This window comes from Paenibacillus sp. EB106-06-01-XG199 (assembly GCF_058791575.1).
The window spans coordinates 297,965-313,937 of the sequence record NZ_JBYTDQ010000002.1; the positions used below are offsets into that span (position 1 = coordinate 297,965).

Consider the following 15,973-nt stretch of genomic DNA (forward strand, 5'->3'; position numbering starts at 1 on the left):
TAATGATTACTACAAGGTAGAATATGTATTGACTGGCTTAACAGATTGGGCGAAACGGTCTAAATTTAGGCCATAACAAAAAATAATGTTGAGGCATAGCTTCATCCATATATGGTGTGGCTCCCACCGGTTCTTTTGATATGCACTTCAAACAAAATCTACATCTTGTCATGCCCAATATTACAGGCATGACAAGACACAGTAACCTTAAATTAATCGGAGACCAGAATGCCGTCAAAACTCTCCGGACCGACACGAATCGTGCCGAGCAGGTTGGAACTAACGAAAGCAGTGTACGTCAATTGAGGAGTAATCGGCGGGTTAAAGTCTGCAGCTGAAAACGTGATGACTTGTGGCGCCAAGACGCTAAGGCTAAACGTAGAGGTAGCAGAATATACAACCGGATCGGTACTAAGTGTTCCTCTCACTATTGTAATTGTAATACCAGCAAGCGCCAGCGGAAGCGTCAAAGAGATGGTTCCTTTTAACAATACTCGCGGATTCGTTGTTGCACCTTCGGTGACTAAGCCAATTTGTCCGAACAGCTGCGGAGTATTCAGCAACAAAATCGGAATCGCAATTGAGTTCGCTATGCTCGCATTCTGCGAGGTTCGAGCATCAAGATAAGTTCCCATGATGAGCACCCCCTTTCCTTTCTTGCATACCACATCATATTAAGAGAGCTTACCGATTGCTTGTACTTATCACCATTAGGTTCAATAATTAATAGTAAATCTTAAATAGATTCGGAAGAATCGTCAGGCAAAGATATTAATCTTTAGTTGTTCCATCTCTTTTGTTAAAAGCCAGTTCAAACAGGCCCGTGGCAGACAATCCTGCCAGTCCGCCTGCCCACAGACGCAGCACCAGATTCATATCTGTAAAAGGATAGGCAATGGCCCCGACTAATAATCCTATTGCCAGGCCAACCGCCGGTACAAGGTTGCGCGGAAGCTTCACGCTATTCTTCACAAGCTGAACAAGAGCCATTACAAACACGGCTAATACCGATGCGAAAGCAAGCACATTGTTAAGCGCATCGTTATACATGATGTTCATCCCTCCTTCAAGGATAACAGCAAACCCGCCGGATGCAGTACTGTTAGAACCCGGTAGAAATCCAAGCTGCCTCCGGTGGGCGTATCCAACAGCCCCGCCGTCACTGCAGCACTGAAAGCCGGCACTGCACATGCCGGTACATTCATCACCATCTGGCCTTCGATTAGGGAAAGGCGGTCAATCACACCTGTGATCGCCCGCCCCTGCTCCTGTACATCTGTCTTCAGCATATCTCTGCTGGCAGTAAGATCGGACAACAAAATCCGCAGCTCTTTCAGCTCTTTTTCCAGACTTGCAAGCTTTTGCTTATCTTCCGCCGACATCTCATCCTCCTCCTTAATTTCATCATATGCGTACAAGTTATAGGTATTCATTATCTGAAACAGCTTTGCCGCATACTTGGGATCAGTCGCATATCCCGCTGCCGCAATATGGCTGCGCTTCATATCTTCGGTTGCTAGGGTATAATTCTGGAAATGAATCCGGTCTCCGTCCTCTCATCACTTCCTCTCCTTATATTAAATGCGCATTCTGCCAAATAGCTTGTGCTTATTCCTATGAATTCAGGATAGCTGTTTAGCTATATGAATAAAGGGGTAATGAATTATCAATTGTTGATCCTACACCATACATAGAGTAACCAGTTTAAAGATAAACGGCCCTGATTTTACCAAAACTTTACCTGAAATTGATAGAAAAGCTATTGTTAGTTACTAAAAATTGGGGTAGTATATAGTGAAAATTAACTATTAAGGAGGGTCTATTGGACTATGCCATCATATTATTTTAAAGAGTTGTGGACACCCCTTAGATGGTTTGGCATTAAATTATTTCATGATGATGAAGGGAGCCTTTGGATCAAATGGTGGGCTTCCCCCCGAAAAAAATTGCGCTGAGGGTTTTACTTACAACTAAGAATCTCATTTGAATAGCAACACAAAAAAAACCTTTCTTAGGATACAGCGGCAGGTTAACCGCTATATCTACACAGAAAGGTTTTTTGGGCGTACAGCGCCTATTAGCAAGCGGCTTCAAATGTAATCCGATTTTTGCCGCTGCGTTTAGAAATATATAAAGCCTCGTCTGCCAGCCGCAGAGTTTCGGCCGTGTCCAGACATTCTGGAGTCCATACGGCTGCTCCGACACTGCATCCGACCTGTATGGTATCGCCTCCAATGACGACCGGCAGATTGACTTTGCTGATGATGCGCGCTGCAACAACCTCCGATTCCTGCATGGGTTTGCTTGCAGAAGTATTCAGAATGATCACAAATTCATCTCCGCCCAGACGGGCAACGATTTCATTGTCACGGGTGCACTCCCGCAGCCGCACAGCCACCTGCTGGAGTAGAACATCTCCGGTAGCATGGCCGAAAGTATCATTCACTTTTTTGAATCCGTCCAGATCCATGTATAGAAAACTGAGGGTTGTCCGGTTCAATTTGGCCTTGTTCACCGCGTGAACCAAAAATTCGTTCAATCCGGCACGGTTCGGCAGCCCTGTTAGCACATCGTGCAGAGCCATATCCGACATATAGCTTAGCTTATTCTCTGTTTTGGTCAGATTGCTGACCAGATTCCGCAGTGAGGTTGACAAGATGGCCACATCCTTAAAGCGGGACAAGGCGGGGATTTCCACATTGGCACCCGAGCTGAGCAAATCTGCCGTTTTGGCAATTTGACTCAAGGGACGGGCAATCCACCCGGCAAGCAGCCAGCCCAGAATTCCGAAAATCACGGCAGCTGCCAATCCACTTAATATGATAAATCTTTCGAGCTGGTGTACCGTTGCGAAAGCAACATCTGTTGGCTGACGAACCAGAACTGACCAGCCCAAACCCGGATAATTCAAATAACCGTCCCCGTAAGCGTATCCGGTCAGATAAGCATCTTTTCCGCTGCCGCTGTCCACGATCCATGAATTCCCGCCGTTCCGGGCTTTCTGCAGCGTTTCATTCGGCATTTTCTTTCCCGCCAGCCCAGAAGGCCCAAGCAGTATAGTATCATCCTTCTGGCTGACTACGAAGATTTCCACATCTTTCATCCGTTCTTTGAGCGGGTCTAGAATAGAATTCTCTACCTCACGCGACCACTCCCAGCTCAAATGTGCTGCCAGTACACCATTAAGCATTCCTAACTTGTCGTAGACCGGGACACTCACGTCCACGAATTGCAAGGCTTCTCCGGTTGGATTAGGCAAGAGCTTTGCCAATAACACGGCATCATGCACATCACCCGTGAACAAACCCTTCCGGCCTTCCTGAAATACGGGTCTTTGGCTGATATCCTTTCCAAGGAGAATGTTGTCCGTTGCGGATAGCACAGTTCCCTTCGGGTCAAGGTAACCGACCCAGGTGAACACCGGCAAACTGCTCTTCAATTGATTCAGCAATCCGCTGATTTCTTGAGTGTCCAGCGGCTTCTGGAAAGCGTTAAGCTTGCTCAGCACTTCCACTTCCCCGGAACGCGACCACATGAAATGATCCAGCTTCTCCGACATCTGATATGCCTCTGCAGCAAGCGATCCCCCGATACTTACCTCCACAGATTTCGTAGCTTGATTCCCGATTACATAAATAAGCAGTGCAGTCAGCAAGATAATAATTACCGCAAAGGCACTGGCAAAAAAAGTCCGCAGGTTAAACGTCATGCACATTCTCCCCATATCTTTCGCAGAATAGTGTCGTTAATTTTTTTATCGGATAAAGCCGCAGAAATTATAAATCTTCAATCTTAAAAGCAGCGTAGTAGACAGAGAAACAGCTCCGCCCTTATCTTACAGAGTGGAGCTGTTCGCGTATCCAATATCAGCCGACTTTAGCCCCCAGCGAGCGTGCCAGCAGCACCGCCTGCTCCACATCGAGCCTAACTCCCTTTAAGTCCAGGCTTTTCAGATCAATCCCTTCGAGTTTAGCATCCCTTAGATCCGCTCCCGCAAGCTTGCACTGGGCCAGCTGTACCCGGCTTAAATCTGCACCGCGCAGATCGCTTTTTTGCAAATTGCAGCCAAGCATGTCCGCCTCAGCAAACCGGATGCCGCGCAGGTCCTGCCTGCTGAGGTTAATATGCCGCAAATTGGTGTAAGACCAATCCCCGCTGATCAGCGTAATGCCGTCCATATATGCATTGGAGAAATCGGAGCCGACCATTTTGCAATCCTCGAATTTAGACACAAACAGATTTGCTCCCGAGAACTTGCAATTGGTGAACGCCGCTCCTTTATGGAGCGAGGCATTCAGCAAAGCGCCGGTAAAATCACAATCCACAAAACGGCAGCCGCTGGAAGTCATTTCTTCCATAGAAGCTCCCTTGAAAGAACACCTATCAAAGGTACAGCTGTTCAGTTCTCCATCACGCAATTCGGCGTAATCAAAATTATGCCCGGTAAAATTTTCATTGTCATATTGATACACGGGGTATCTGCTCCTCTCTCGTTTCAACAAATAAGTAAAACTTTTCTTTTTTAAAAATAGCACTTTAGGAGATTGTTCAAATGATACCATTTCGTTATAATAGCAAATAAACTAGCGGAGGTGAACAATGGACGACTCCAGCAGAAAAGAACCGTTCCGATATGTAATGAACCAGCCCATCGAATGCTGGCTTGAACTTCCTGCTGGTAACAACGGTCCCGGGGCAGGCAAGCTTACGGAGGGCGTACTGCTTGACCTTAGCCATTCAGGGTGCAAAATCCGGACTTCGCTGAATCTCCGCTTCACTGCAGGCGATACGAAGATAATTATCCACTTTCAGCTGGCAGAAGACAAACTTCAGTTCGTAGGAAGTGTACGCTGGGGCTGGATGTTCGGACTTGGCCAATATCAATATGGGGTAAGACTGGATTTGCAGGAGGATGAAGAAGAGCAACTCCTCCGGGAGCTGGAAAGCTGGACTAACACGCGCAGCGCCCAGCAAAATGGATAATACGGCACAACCGAATGTCCTCTTTCAAGGACGTCTTTTGGTGTGCAAACACGAAAAGCAGGGCTAATAGCCCTGCTTTTGTTCAGCCAAATGCAGCATGATAAGTTAGTATCCTCTGCCTCCCTCACAAATGGAGTGGCGCTTTAAGCCTCAACCCTTTTCTTCAGCAGCACATTCATCGCATAGATTAGAATAACTGCAATTACCGCTTCAAATAACATCGGCCAGTAATTAAGATGTGGATAGGAGAATGTAATCCCGCTGCGAACCGAGTCCATTTCAAGAATATCAAACTCGAACATGCTCTCCACACTCGCGAGGGAGCTTTTAAACAATAGCTGTTCAAGATAAGATAGCCCATTCTGGAATACCACCAATACAGCAATAATAATCCATATCTTGCCCTTGACCCGCAGACTATTGGCCAACGTGATGGCAAACATAATGGAGATCAGCGTTAAACCGGAGAACCAGATAAGCTGCAGCATGCAGTTTAGGAATACCGGCCAGAAATTTCCCGGGAGGAAATCCGCCGAATATACGAGAATATAGATCCCAAGATGCAGGGTTGCGATGATAACAACGGATAATAGCAGCGCCCAGAGAAGCAGCAGCGGTGACAAGATAGTATACAGGGAACTCACTGGCAGAAGCCGGCGGTGATAGGATTTCAAATTGCGGCCATAGGTAATCGCGCTAGTGAGCAGGAGGCTGATTCCCACTACGACATAGGTGGTCAGATTGATTGCTACCAATTGAACCCCCATGTTTCTGTTCCAATACCATGTGGCGGCATGCACCAGAACTGCGATTACAAAGTACGCAAGAATCCGGTCACGGCTCCGTCTAAAATCGTATTTTATCAGCTTCAGCATTCCGCATACACCTCTCTGAACAACTCGTCAATGCTTTTTCCCCGTTGCAGCCTTAACTCCTCCACATCACTTTGCAGGACGATTTCTCCTTCTTTTATAAAAATAACTTCGTCAAAGATCCGTTCGATGTCTGTGACCAGATGCGTCGAGAGCAAAATGCTGCTGTCTTCCTCGTAAAATTCCATCAGCGCATTGAGAATTTTCGTCCGCGCCACAGGGTCCACTCCGCCAATAGGTTCATCCAGCATGTATAAACTCGCCCGCCGCGAGAGGACCATGGTCAGCTGCAGCCGTTCGTTCATCCCTTTGGAGAGCGTCTGCACCTTATCCCGTTCACTAAGCTTCATAAACTCCAGCATACGTTTGGCTTTGACCGGGTCAAAATCCGGATAGAAGTCGCGCTGGAATTTTATTGCATCTCCCACACTCATCCAAGGATCTGTCAGGGGCCGGTCCGGCATAAACGAAACCAATGCTTTGCTCTGTTCCCCTACCGGAACACCGAGCACAGACATACTGCCTGAGGTTGGCTGTGCCAGCCCGGCAATCAGCTTCATGAGTGTGCTTTTCCCGCTGCCGTTGCTGCCGAGCAGTCCGGTGATTCTTCCTGCACCGAGTTCAAAAGAAACCCCGCGCAGCGCCTGTTTCGAGCCGTATTTTTTAGTAACCTGATGTACTTGAAGTATACTGTCCACCCTGGCAATCCCCCTATTTACTATTCCTTTGCGCAATATTCTCCGCCACGACCGTCAAGATCTCTTCCCCCTGGAAACCCAGCTCCTCCATGCCGCGGATAAAACGGTCCAAGACGTCCTGGGCCATCTCTTTTTTTATGGTCATAATGGTCTCTTCCCTCCCCGTAACATATCTGCCCATTCCCCGCCGTGTTTCCACAATCTCTTCACGCTCCAATTCTTGAAAGGTTCTTTGCACCGTGTTTGGATTTATCTGCAATTCTGCGGCCAGTTCCCGCACCGAGGGGATTTTATCGCCGGGTTTCAGCTTGCCTGTGATAATCTCGCCTTTGATATAATTCATAATCTGAATATATATGGGCTGGTTGTTGTCAAATTCAATGGTCATCAAGCAACGTCCCTTCGTCTGAACACCACAAACCCCGCCAGCAGGAACGCAATTAGATAGACCGCCAGCATAACAATGGAAAAGCCAAGAGTCATTCCCGGCAACGGCGCTGCGTTGTTGTGGTAGACACTAAGATTTATATTCGGAAACAGAAAGTATTTGTAAAAATCACGGTAAATTACTACTTTATCCAAGGTCAGTGCAAACATCGTAATCCCGATGGTCACTCCCGTGGAGGTCGTCAGCACCCCGATCATAAACGCCAGCGTTACATATACGACCGTGTACACGCAGCCGTACAGCAGCGAAAGTAGTATATCTCTTATTCCCGACTCTCCCCCGCCAACGTCAAACCAAATGACACCCGAGAGATAGACAGCCACGGCGGCAACTGCAGTCAGACTCAGCGCGAACAGCAGCACCGTTACATACTTGGAGGCTAGAATAGCCATACGGCTGCGTGCGCGGATAAGCAGAAACTTGATCGTTCCTTGACTATACTCCTTGGATACAATCCCTGCTGTTCCAATGATGGCAAGTATTGCGACGACCTGGCCTATTCCGGTTGGCTGCAGCATCACCGCCGTAAACTCGGAAGCAGAGGCGAATGAAGCTTCGGAAAAAGCTTTGATCATGTAGCCTAACAGAAGCGGCAGCAGAATGAGCAGTACATGCGGCACGAAAAAAGAACGTTTCTTCGACAGCTTCAGCCACTCATTCAGCACCAGATAATTAAATTTACGCAATGCGGTTGCCCCCCGTCCATTTCAAGAAATCTTCCTCAAGGCTTTGTTTGTTCTCCGTAATCCGGTACACGCCAACATTGGCTCTTCCCAATGCCTCAACAAGCTCAGGCACCCTGATGTCCTGCAGCCGTATGTTTAGTTCAGAACGGGCCTCATCCACGCTGCCCAGCCCCACTCCCTGCATCTCTTGTATAACTCGTTGTGCGGCTTCCATCCCGCCTACCCGAACAGTGAGTGACACTTCTCCTTCCGTCTCATCCCTTGCACCCAGCCTGGTTACTGTCACCAGCTTCCCGTTCTGAATGACAACGGCCCGATGGCAGATTTGTTCAATCTCCGCCAGCATGTGGCTGGAAATGAGAATGGATATCCCTTCAACTTCAGCGATTGTCCGCATATAATCACGCATTTCGCGTATTCCCGCAGGGTCCAGACCATTCGTCGGCTCATCCAGAATCAGCAGCTTCGGCGAATGGAGCAGTGCCTGGGCAATACCTAGCCGCTGCCGCATCCCAAGCGAATAGGCTTTTACCCTCTTGCTCATCGCTTCCTGCAGTCCAACCAACTGCACAACCTCTTCAATCCGCGATTCCGGAACATCATCACTCATCCGTACATACTGCTTCAAATTATCCAGCCCGGTCATATGCGGGTAAAACTCAGGGTTCTCAATAATCGCTCCGATATGGGCTATTGCCCGGTTGAAATCATTACGGATGCTATGTCCTTGAACCAGCACATCCCCTTCGCTCATCTTGATCAAGCCGGTCATCATGCGGATCGTCGTTGTCTTTCCGGCACCGTTAGGTCCGAGCAGCCCGACAATTTCTCCTTTGCGGATGTCAAAAGACAGCTGATCTACTATCGCCTTTCCCTTGATAACCTTACTCACCTGATTCATCTGCAGCACAATGGAATCTTTCCCTTGTGTTGTAAGTCCCTGTGTATTCATTGACTGTTTCATAGCAACCTCCCTGAAAAAGTGAAAATATTGGAGAAAGAAATACTGTATCGGTGTGTTAGTTACATAGTACACTAGTATCACTGTGATGTAAAGCCATTTTTTAGGAATTGGGTTCCATTAAAAGGCGGCCCTATAGCCCCTCGTCCAAGACTTCCTCTCAAGCAAACATAGAATAGTAGTGGAATGAGCTTCAACACACGCTGATTTCACAGAGCTTAAACCCATGCTTCCGAAATCAGTTTTGTACGCTGAAGATTCTGGAAGCAATGCTCACAAAACTTTTAGGAGGAATGAAAATGAAACGAGAGGTTCATATTTCGCAGACTTACCCGCGGCTCACTGTATACTCGGAGGAGAACTACAGAGGACGGAGCAGAATTTATACCGGCAATCTCGGGATCCGTAATACAGACAACATTCTCGACGGGATCGAAAGCCTGCGCTTCTTCTCCACCAGCAGCAATGCTACGCTTGTATTGTTCAGCAGAACCCGCTTCAGAGGCATTTTCCGTGTACTGCGTGGAAATCACAGTATCCGTGATCTGGATGATTACATCAACGGCAACGACGTGGAATCAATCATCTCCACCAATCAAAGGCTGACGTTAGCGCAAATCCGCAATATCCGCGACAGCGGAGAGCTGCCTTCCGGATATCGTCTGATCTAGAGTTTATGGGCTGCCGTTATATCAAAAAGAGGGTACACCCCGGCCTAAGGTGTACCCTCTTTTACATGAATCAGCTATTCCCCTTCAACTAACTGCAGCAGCTCTTCAACCACCCGCTGAGGCTGATAGCTGTGAATATAATGGGAGCTGTCAGGCACGATGATTTGTTTGCCCTTAACGGACCATGCAGGAAGAACAGCTTGGCTGTCCATCCAGGCGGCATCATCGTCAAGCTTGCCGAAATAGTCTGCAGTTAAGACAGTGACGGGAACCGGAAGCGGTTTGCTGCCAGCCAGCACAACGCGGGCATTCTCTTGACTCTGGCGAATTTCATCGGTCATATTCCGGTTGCCCGCCAGCAGCAGTACCGCCTTGCGGTTTATTTCCTTTAGCTTCCCGGGCAGCAGCTTATCCCCATTGCTGTCACTCGCTACCCATTCTGCGAATCCATTCACATGATATAATGCCCGTAATATACCGGTCGCCCGAAGCCCCTTGTATATTCCGGACACAAGTTTAAGCTCCGGACTAGACTCATAGTATTCAGGACTTCCCCCGTCAATCAGCAGAATCCCCTTCACTTCTTCAGGGTACCGCTGGGCATAACGGATGGTTTCCAGCGCGCCTAGCGAATGGCCAACAAAAAGATAAGGCGGCTTCTGACCGGAAACTTGCAGCAGCTCGTGAACTTCGTCGGTGATGGAGTCAATATCCCGCTTTCTGCCGGTTAAGTCACTATATCCGTAACCAAAGCGGTCATAGACCGCAATTTTCGCATGCTGCCTCAGCCCCTCGTACAATGGAGAAAAATCGGCGTAAGGATTTGCTGTTCCCCACCCGGCTGCAAACACCACAGTCGTTGATCCCGCACCCTCAGTATATAGGTGCATTTTACCTCCTTTTACCTGATATAGACCTCCGGCGGGTGAATAATTCTTCCTGTCCTGTGTGGAACCATACCATTGATATGCGGCTCCTAACCCGGCCAATACAATCAGTGCAACCAGCAGGCAGAGTGTAATTTTCACACCTCTTCTTTTTAACATACACTCCTCCAACTCCATGTTAGAAGCTGCTCTTCTCCTCGACAACGATATATTCAGACGTTTCTCACTCCTAAGCCTTGAGCGATATTCGTAATTTTTTGATGGCATCCCACAAATCAAAGGTCCAACAATACACTAATTCAAAGGGGATACCGGTTTTTCTATTATTTCAGTTTTCTGAATTGGCTTGTTACAACCTCGGCCCAAGGGGCTTTTCATGTTAACGGTTATATGACCAGCCTGATTCTGGCCCACGAGTCCAAAGTAACTGCCTTACGTTACCTTCCGTCTTCCAGAAAAATCGTCAACCTCCGTACAGCGGAAAGCTGGCAGTAATTCTATATGGAGTTGAAGCTCGACGATTAAGATAATGCGCTTAACCGGGGGTGCTGGCTGTGGAGCGCAGACCCATGATCCATACCGGGAGACAGCTGCATCAAGCTCCGCCTTGCTCTTCCAGCAGAATTTCTTGAATTTGTACAGCTCCAACTGACAGCTGGGTTACCTCTGCGGATAACTGTTTCACTTGTTCATGAAGCACATGTGCTTCATCCGTGCCCTCCAGATAGCGGGTGACAAAGTGCAGGAACACATCAACTTTCCTAAGCAGCATCAGCACGGGAACGGCCTTGATTTCGGCTTCGGTAAGAAGGACCCTTGTGCTGAACCCCCGGCAAAAATCCCGGACCGCTGCTCTTTCCTCCGCATGACCCAATAGCCCCGACAGAATTACCGCAGGCTCCATCGCCCTCACATCAAAGGTGCAAAATTCAAAATCAAGCAGCGCAGCTACTTGCCGGTGATCGCTTGTCTCCACCAGCAGATTGGAAGCATTCAAATCTCCGTGCACCAGCTGATGCGGCAACCCCTTAAGTTCAGCCAGCGAACCCGCGATATTTTCATAAGCGCTGTAAAGGATCTCCAATCCCTTGGCAAGTTCAGTAAAGGGAACTGGCGGTTGCAGACACAGCTCACGGATTACTTCTCCGGTACATAGCGGATAAGCCTGCCGCAGCTCATAATAAGGCCGGTAGACCGGAGCAAGTCCGGGACTTATCTCTGCCAGCACTACAGACAATGTACCTGCCGCCTCCCCGAAGGATTCGTAATAGCCAAACTCCTGCTCAGTGGGCGAATCTCCGTCTATGTATTCGAACAAGCAGCTAAATTTACCAGCCCCGTCCTCCAGCTGAACCAAAGTTTCTCCGGCCGGTGTCCCGATAGGAACAGGCACTTTGAAGGGTAAAGACAACATCCCCAGCTTTTGCAGTACGGCATGCTCGAATTCGATTTTCTCTCTATCTTTATGTGTATCATAGATTCGCAGCACGGCGCGGCGTGTGCTATTTTCTACAAAATAGGTTGTATTATTCCAACCCCCGCTCCGCTTCCTCAACGTTCCACTCCACTCCGGCCAAACTTGGCTTACAATAGTATCCGTAGGCTTATGCCCCTCTCTTAATTGTTTTGTAACGAATCTCCCGTGAGCGGGTCTTATATGTAAGGTGGTGAACATGTGACCGATGTAGAACAAATCTACGAGCAATATTTTCAGGACGTATACTTGTTTGCGCTATCCTTAAGCAGAAGTAAGCAGATTGCTGAGGAGATTACGCAAGAAACGTTTGTAAAAGCAGTGAAAAATATTAACCAGTTCAAAGGCAATTGTAAAATTAGTGTCTGGCTGTGTCAAATCGCCAAAAACACCTATTTCACTTATATGGACAAACAAAAGCGCTACGAACCGGGCGATCCGCAGGAAAAAATACACAAGAACAGTTTCACGATTGAACAAAAGCTGATCGACAAGACCGAAGCCCTGCGAATCCACAAGCTACTGCACAGTCTGAAAGAACCTTATAAGGAAGTCTTTACACTGAGGGTGTTTGGAGAGTTATCCTTTGACCATATCAGTCAGGTTTTTGGCAGAACGGAAAGCTGGGCCAGGGTTACATTTCACCGCGCTAGAAACATCATACAAGACTTATTAATGGAGGAAAATTGATGAACAAACTGTCCTGCGGAGTCGTCGGGGATTTGCTGCCGCTCTACTATGATGAGGTGTGCAGCGCAGATACCAGGGAATCGATTGAGGCTCACTTAGCTACCTGCGAGCAATGTACAACCGCGTTGCACAAGCTGCAAGAGAGTAGCCATCTGCCGTTTGAGGTCATAGTGAAGAACAAACAGGAAAGCACCGGTCTGGTCAGCTTCAAAGGCTACTGGCACCGCTCCAAAGCTGCGGCATTTCTCAAAGGTCTGCTTCTGGCCACAGCCCTGTGCGGTGTTATCATTCTAGGGTATGTTGGCTTATTCCGCTGGAATATTGCCGAAGTCCCCTCCAGTGTCATCGAGATCACTGATGTTAGCCGGCTCAAAGACGGAAAAATCGCTTATCATGTGAGAATGACCGATGGCTACCTGGTAAATCAGGTTATGGGTTTTTTGGAGGGGGACGGAATCTACTATATAACTCCAATGCGGCCTGTCATCAAAACCAAAAAGTCTGCTGCGATTGGGCTTGGCAACGGGTACGACTTTGTAAATTTCGAACAATTAAACGCTAACCGTACAGACCCTTCCACTCAGATTCAAGCCATCTATTATGGACCCAAGGATGACAACCCCATATTGATCTGGAAGCAAGGAATGCAGCTACCGCCAGCAAGCGATACCGTTGAAGCGCAGTTTATGGAGCGGGATTAGTATATTTGGAGCATATCTTGAGCACCCTCTGATTTTTTCCGCTATAATAAATTTCATATTGATATATGCAAAGGATGGGATTCATATGGACGCAACTGTTTCCAAACGATGGCTGCTGGCAAGGCTCTATGAGCCGGAGCAGACCATAGTAGACTGCCGGTTTACGCTCGGTAAACCTCAGGCTGGCCGGGAAAGCTATGAACAAGAGCATATTCCGGGTGCGGTCTATCTCGATTTGGAGCTGGATCTGTCAGGCCCTGTGGGAGAACATGGCGGACGCCACCCCCTCCCCGACCCGCAGGTACTTGCAGCACGCCTCTCGAAGCTGGGAATCGGAAATGATTCACGCATTGTCGCCTATGATGACGAAAGTGGCATGAATGCTGCGCGGCTCTGGTGGCTGCTGCGTTACCTGGGGCATGAACAGGTATTCATTCTGGAAGGCGGCTTCAGCGCATGGAAGGCAGAGAAATTCCCTGTAACGGAGCATCAGCCGGTGCGGGTGCCAAGCTCGTTTCAGGCAAATGTGCAGCTGCAGATGCTGGTTGACGTGAACAAAGTACATCAGGTATCTGCTAATATGGAGCCTTCGGCTTCTCCGGCCGGCCTCACTCCGGTCCTGATCGATTCCCGCGCCCGGGAACGCTTCCTGGGTCTGGAAGAAACCTTGGACAATAAAGCCGGACATATCCCTGGTGCGTTTAACTTCTTCTGGAAAGAAACGCAGAATGCTGATGGAAGCTACAAAAGTGCCGAGGAGCTGCAGGAGCATTTCTCCGAGCTGGACAAAGACGCTGAGATCATCGTCTACTGCGGCTCCGGCGTCACCGCCTGCCCGAATGTACTGGCACTGGAGCGTGCGGGATTCAATAATGTGAGGTTGTATCCCGGGAGCTGGAGTGATTGGATTTCGTATCAGGAGAATGCGGTGGCTACCGGGGAAGAGTAAAATTAGCACGATATATGTATAAGGAATTTGGAGGACTGAACCAGCAGTCTCACAGGTCTCTGGTTCAGTCCAATCATAGCATTAGATTGCCTTCTCTGGTTTCTTTACCTCTACTCCATTGAGGATTAAATGCAAGCGGATCTCTGCCTTGAGTGAATCAGAGACGGCACAATACTTCTCCTCAGCCATCAGGATGGCTTTCCAGAGCCGGTAATCGGGGACATCCCCATCGATATGAAAGAACAGATCAATTGCTGTGAATCCGGAAGGGTTCACTTCCTTGCGTGTTCCATCTGCTTCAATTTCAAGACGTGTGATCCCAGATAGGAATCGATCCAGAATCATCGTGATATCGATGCCCATACAGCCTCCCAAACCAGCCAGCAGCAATTCCATGGGAGTCATGCCTTCGCCGTTCCCGCCGTATTTGGGAGTTGCATCCATCTCTACAGAATAACCTGAAGGTCCTATAGAATTAAACATCCGTTTACCCTTCCAAATTGTCGAAACTTTCACTATATTTTTACCTTCTTCCTTAAATTTCGTTGATCTGGCGCAAGAATCTCCGCGTCCTTTCCTCTTTTGGATCTTCAAAAAACCGCTGCGGAGCCGCTTCTTCGATGATGTTCCCATCTGCCATCAAAATGATTTTGGTCGCCACTTCACGGGCAAACTTCATCTCATGCGACACGACCAGCATCGTCATGCCCTCCTGAGCTAGCTCACGCATCACACTCAGCACCTCACCCACAAGCTCGGGATCAAGCGCAGAAGTAGGTTCATCAAATAACATTACAGCGGGTTCCATAGCCAGAGAACGGGCAATCGCCACTCTTTGTTGTTGTCCGCCAGAGAGCCGGGAAGGATAATATGCTTCACGGTCCGCCAGTCCAACGCGATCCAGAAGCTTTCGCCCTATAGCTACAGCTTGATCCTTCGGCAGCTTCTTCACGGTGATCAGACCTTCGATCACATTGCCGAGCGCTGTTTTGTGCGGATATAGATTAAATTGCTGGAACACCATCCCGCTCTGCTTGCGGATATTCCTGGTGGCCTGCTGACGCAAACGTCTGGAAGCTGTGGCATCCACTACAATACCATTTACTTCAAAGCTGCCACCCGAGATGTCCTCCAGACCATTTAAGCAGCGAAGCAATGTGCTTTTTCCTGAACCGCTCGGTCCCAGGACGACGACAATATCTTGTGCTGCCACCTCTATATTAATGCTCTTCAGCACTTCATGATCCTGAAAATGCTTGGATAAGCCTGTAGTCGTTATCATGTTAACGTCATCTCCATGTTTAGTAAGCTTTGGCTAATCTCCGTTCGAACCGTTCCAGGATGAAGGCCAGCCCTGTACTCATAATCCAATACATCACTCCGATCCCCAGATAAAAAGGCATATATTGATAATATTGGGCAATGAGCAGCTGTGCTTGGCGCAGCAGTTCGCTGACCGTGATAACTGAAACGAGTGAGGTCTCCTTCAGCATACCAATAAACGTATTCCCCATAGGCGGAATGGCAATACGCATGGCCTGGGGCAGCACAATTCTGCGCATTGCCTGCCATGGCGTCATCCCGGTTGAATAAGCAGCCTCCAATTGTCCCTTCGGAACAGACAGAATGGCCCCGCGAAACGTCTCAGACAAGTAAGCCCCGGCATTCACACTAAGCGCAATATAGGCTGCTGTAAGGGAACCGAGTGTAATTCCATAATCCACAAGCCCATAATAAATGATTACAATCTGTACCAGGAGCGGTGTACCGCGAATGATAGACACATAGAAACGGGCGATCCACCGAATCGGCAGATTCCCTTTGAGGCGGGCGATAGCCACCACTAGTCCGATGATCAGACCGAAGAACATGGAGACAAGCGTCAGCAGTAAGGTAAAACCGGCTCCCTTCAACAAGAAGGGCAGGTTGTCGAACACGAGTTGCATAGATACT

Annotated in this window: 20 protein-coding genes; 5 read left to right on the plus strand and 15 right to left on the minus strand. The window is 48.5% G+C overall.

Going from position 1 to position 15,973, the window contains the following annotated elements; genetic code table 11:
• Positions 1-212: 212 nt before the first annotated feature.
• The 5 genes from AC3WT9_RS07195 to AC3WT9_RS07215 all read right to left on the minus strand — a co-directional run bounded on the left by AC3WT9_RS07195 (position 213) and on the right by AC3WT9_RS07215 (position 4,472).
• On the minus strand, positions 213-635 hold the full coding sequence (locus tag AC3WT9_RS07195) for a hypothetical protein (protein ID WP_341092769.1): 423 nt from the start codon (positions 633-635) through the stop codon (positions 213-215).
• Positions 636-771: 136 nt separating this feature from the next.
• Positions 772-1,050 carry a holin gene (locus AC3WT9_RS07200; RefSeq protein WP_341097655.1) on the minus strand — a complete coding sequence of 93 codons (279 nt, stop codon included), beginning with the start codon at positions 1,048-1,050 and terminating at the stop codon, positions 772-774.
• Between the two features lie 5 nt (positions 1,051-1,055).
• On the minus strand, positions 1,056-1,505 hold the full coding sequence (locus tag AC3WT9_RS07205; protein ID WP_341092767.1) for a hypothetical protein: 450 nt from the start codon (positions 1,503-1,505) through the stop codon (positions 1,056-1,058).
• A 572-nt stretch (positions 1,506-2,077) separates the two neighbouring features.
• Positions 2,078-3,709, minus strand: a complete 1,632-nt coding sequence (locus AC3WT9_RS07210; RefSeq protein WP_492407523.1) for a sensor domain-containing diguanylate cyclase — start codon at positions 3,707-3,709, stop codon at positions 2,078-2,080.
• A gap of 157 nt (positions 3,710-3,866) precedes the next feature.
• Positions 3,867-4,472, minus strand: a complete 606-nt coding sequence (locus AC3WT9_RS07215) for a pentapeptide repeat-containing protein (RefSeq protein WP_341092764.1) — start codon at positions 4,470-4,472, stop codon at positions 3,867-3,869.
• Between the two features lie 127 nt (positions 4,473-4,599).
• On the opposite strand from AC3WT9_RS07215, the gene AC3WT9_RS07220 reads away from it, so the two are divergent.
• A complete protein-coding gene (locus AC3WT9_RS07220) occupies positions 4,600-4,983 on the plus strand; it encodes a PilZ domain-containing protein (RefSeq protein WP_341092762.1) in 384 nt (127 codons plus the stop codon).
• Positions 4,984-5,126: 143 nt separating this feature from the next.
• Here the strand turns inward: AC3WT9_RS07220 and AC3WT9_RS07225 are convergent, their stop codons facing one another.
• The 5 genes from AC3WT9_RS07225 to AC3WT9_RS07245 are packed head-to-tail and all read right to left on the minus strand — an operon-like array spanning position 5,127 to position 8,651.
• Complete coding sequence (locus AC3WT9_RS07225; protein ID WP_341378424.1) at positions 5,127-5,858, minus strand: hypothetical protein; 732 nt, start codon at positions 5,856-5,858, stop codon at positions 5,127-5,129.
• Positions 5,852-6,553 carry an ABC transporter ATP-binding protein gene (locus tag AC3WT9_RS07230; RefSeq protein WP_341092759.1) on the minus strand — a complete coding sequence of 234 codons (702 nt, stop codon included), beginning with the start codon at positions 6,551-6,553 and terminating at the stop codon, positions 5,852-5,854. The genes AC3WT9_RS07225 and AC3WT9_RS07230 overlap by 7 nt, the downstream gene beginning before the upstream one ends.
• Positions 6,554-6,566: 13 nt before the next feature.
• Positions 6,567-6,941, minus strand: coding sequence for a GntR family transcriptional regulator (locus tag AC3WT9_RS07235; protein ID WP_341092758.1), 375 nt, complete (start codon positions 6,939-6,941; stop codon positions 6,567-6,569).
• Positions 6,941-7,687 carry an ABC transporter permease gene (locus AC3WT9_RS07240; RefSeq protein WP_341092756.1) on the minus strand — a complete coding sequence of 249 codons (747 nt, stop codon included), beginning with the start codon at positions 7,685-7,687 and terminating at the stop codon, positions 6,941-6,943. The genes AC3WT9_RS07235 and AC3WT9_RS07240 overlap by 1 nt, the downstream gene beginning before the upstream one ends.
• Positions 7,680-8,651, minus strand: coding sequence for an ABC transporter ATP-binding protein (locus tag AC3WT9_RS07245; RefSeq protein ID WP_341092754.1), 972 nt, complete (start codon positions 8,649-8,651; stop codon positions 7,680-7,682). Before AC3WT9_RS07245 ends, AC3WT9_RS07240 begins: the two co-directional genes overlap by 8 nt.
• Positions 8,652-8,947: 296 nt before the next feature.
• Between AC3WT9_RS07245 and AC3WT9_RS07250 the strand changes: the two genes are divergently transcribed.
• Positions 8,948-9,319: a hypothetical protein gene (locus tag AC3WT9_RS07250; protein WP_341092752.1), complete on the plus strand. Its 372-nt coding sequence runs from the start codon at positions 8,948-8,950 to the stop codon at positions 9,317-9,319.
• A 74-nt stretch (positions 9,320-9,393) separates the two neighbouring features.
• On the opposite strand, the gene AC3WT9_RS07255 is transcribed toward AC3WT9_RS07250, so the two are convergent.
• The gene (locus tag AC3WT9_RS07255; RefSeq protein ID WP_341092751.1) at positions 9,394-10,365 is read right to left on the minus strand and encodes an alpha/beta fold hydrolase; all 972 of its coding nucleotides are present in this window, start codon (positions 10,363-10,365) and stop codon (positions 9,394-9,396) included.
• Positions 10,366-10,801: 436 nt separating this feature from the next.
• A complete protein-coding gene (locus AC3WT9_RS07260) occupies positions 10,802-11,761 on the minus strand; it encodes a phosphotransferase (protein ID WP_341378421.1) in 960 nt (319 codons plus the stop codon).
• Positions 11,762-11,881: 120 nt separating this feature from the next.
• On the opposite strand from AC3WT9_RS07260, the gene AC3WT9_RS07265 reads away from it, so the two are divergent.
• The 3 genes from AC3WT9_RS07265 to AC3WT9_RS07275 all read left to right on the plus strand — a co-directional run bounded on the left by AC3WT9_RS07265 (position 11,882) and on the right by AC3WT9_RS07275 (position 14,020).
• A complete protein-coding gene (locus AC3WT9_RS07265) occupies positions 11,882-12,370 on the plus strand; it encodes an RNA polymerase sigma factor (protein WP_341092748.1) in 489 nt (162 codons plus the stop codon).
• A complete protein-coding gene (locus tag AC3WT9_RS07270; protein WP_341092746.1) occupies positions 12,370-13,071 on the plus strand; it encodes a zf-HC2 domain-containing protein in 702 nt (233 codons plus the stop codon). Before AC3WT9_RS07265 ends, AC3WT9_RS07270 begins: the two co-directional genes overlap by 1 nt.
• Positions 13,072-13,156: 85 nt before the next feature.
• Positions 13,157-14,020 carry a sulfurtransferase gene (locus AC3WT9_RS07275; RefSeq protein ID WP_341092744.1) on the plus strand — a complete coding sequence of 288 codons (864 nt, stop codon included), beginning with the start codon at positions 13,157-13,159 and terminating at the stop codon, positions 14,018-14,020.
• A gap of 81 nt (positions 14,021-14,101) precedes the next feature.
• On the opposite strand, the gene AC3WT9_RS07280 is transcribed toward AC3WT9_RS07275, so the two are convergent.
• Genes AC3WT9_RS07280 through AC3WT9_RS07290 form a run of 3 tightly spaced genes read right to left on the minus strand, consistent with a single transcriptional unit; the run spans position 14,102 to position 15,966 of the window.
• Positions 14,102-14,536: an OsmC family protein gene (locus AC3WT9_RS07280; RefSeq protein ID WP_215184439.1), complete on the minus strand. Its 435-nt coding sequence runs from the start codon at positions 14,534-14,536 to the stop codon at positions 14,102-14,104.
• Positions 14,537-14,555: 19 nt separating this feature from the next.
• Positions 14,556-15,302, minus strand: coding sequence for an amino acid ABC transporter ATP-binding protein (locus tag AC3WT9_RS07285; RefSeq protein ID WP_341092740.1), 747 nt, complete (start codon positions 15,300-15,302; stop codon positions 14,556-14,558).
• 19 nt (positions 15,303-15,321) lie between these two features.
• On the minus strand, positions 15,322-15,966 hold the full coding sequence (locus AC3WT9_RS07290; RefSeq protein WP_189022729.1) for an amino acid ABC transporter permease: 645 nt from the start codon (positions 15,964-15,966) through the stop codon (positions 15,322-15,324).
• Positions 15,967-15,973: the final 7 nt, after the last annotated feature.

Bases quoted from the DNA above. Each gene is read 5' to 3' on its own strand.
- AC3WT9_RS07285 (WP_341092740.1), bottom strand. From the start codon at position 15,302: ATGATAACGACTACAGGCTTATCCAAGCATTTTCAGGATCATGAAGTG.
- AC3WT9_RS07220 (WP_341092762.1), top strand. From the start codon at position 4,600: ATGGACGACTCCAGCAGAAAAGAACCGTTCCGATATGTAATGAACCAG.
- AC3WT9_RS07195 (WP_341092769.1), bottom strand. From the start codon at position 635: ATGGGAACTTATCTTGATGCTCGAACCTCGCAGAATGCGAGCATAGCG.
- AC3WT9_RS07250 (WP_341092752.1), top strand. From the start codon at position 8,948: ATGAAACGAGAGGTTCATATTTCGCAGACTTACCCGCGGCTCACTGTA.
- AC3WT9_RS07200 (WP_341097655.1), bottom strand. From the start codon at position 1,050: ATGTATAACGATGCGCTTAACAATGTGCTTGCTTTCGCATCGGTATTA.
- AC3WT9_RS07225 (WP_341378424.1), bottom strand. From the start codon at position 5,858: ATGCTGAAGCTGATAAAATACGATTTTAGACGGAGCCGTGACCGGATT.
- AC3WT9_RS07205 (WP_341092767.1), bottom strand. From the start codon at position 1,505: ATGAAGCGCAGCCATATTGCGGCAGCGGGATATGCGACTGATCCCAAG.
- AC3WT9_RS07235 (WP_341092758.1), bottom strand. From the start codon at position 6,941: ATGACCATTGAATTTGACAACAACCAGCCCATATATATTCAGATTATG.
- AC3WT9_RS07275 (WP_341092744.1), top strand. From the start codon at position 13,157: ATGGACGCAACTGTTTCCAAACGATGGCTGCTGGCAAGGCTCTATGAG.
- AC3WT9_RS07290 (WP_189022729.1), bottom strand. From the start codon at position 15,966: ATGCAACTCGTGTTCGACAACCTGCCCTTCTTGTTGAAGGGAGCCGGT.
- AC3WT9_RS07210 (WP_492407523.1), bottom strand. From the start codon at position 3,709: ATGACGTTTAACCTGCGGACTTTTTTTGCCAGTGCCTTTGCGGTAATT.
- AC3WT9_RS07245 (WP_341092754.1), bottom strand. From the start codon at position 8,651: ATGAAACAGTCAATGAATACACAGGGACTTACAACACAAGGGAAAGAT.
- AC3WT9_RS07255 (WP_341092751.1), bottom strand. From the start codon at position 10,365: ATGTTAAAAAGAAGAGGTGTGAAAATTACACTCTGCCTGCTGGTTGCA.
- AC3WT9_RS07270 (WP_341092746.1), top strand. From the start codon at position 12,370: ATGAACAAACTGTCCTGCGGAGTCGTCGGGGATTTGCTGCCGCTCTAC.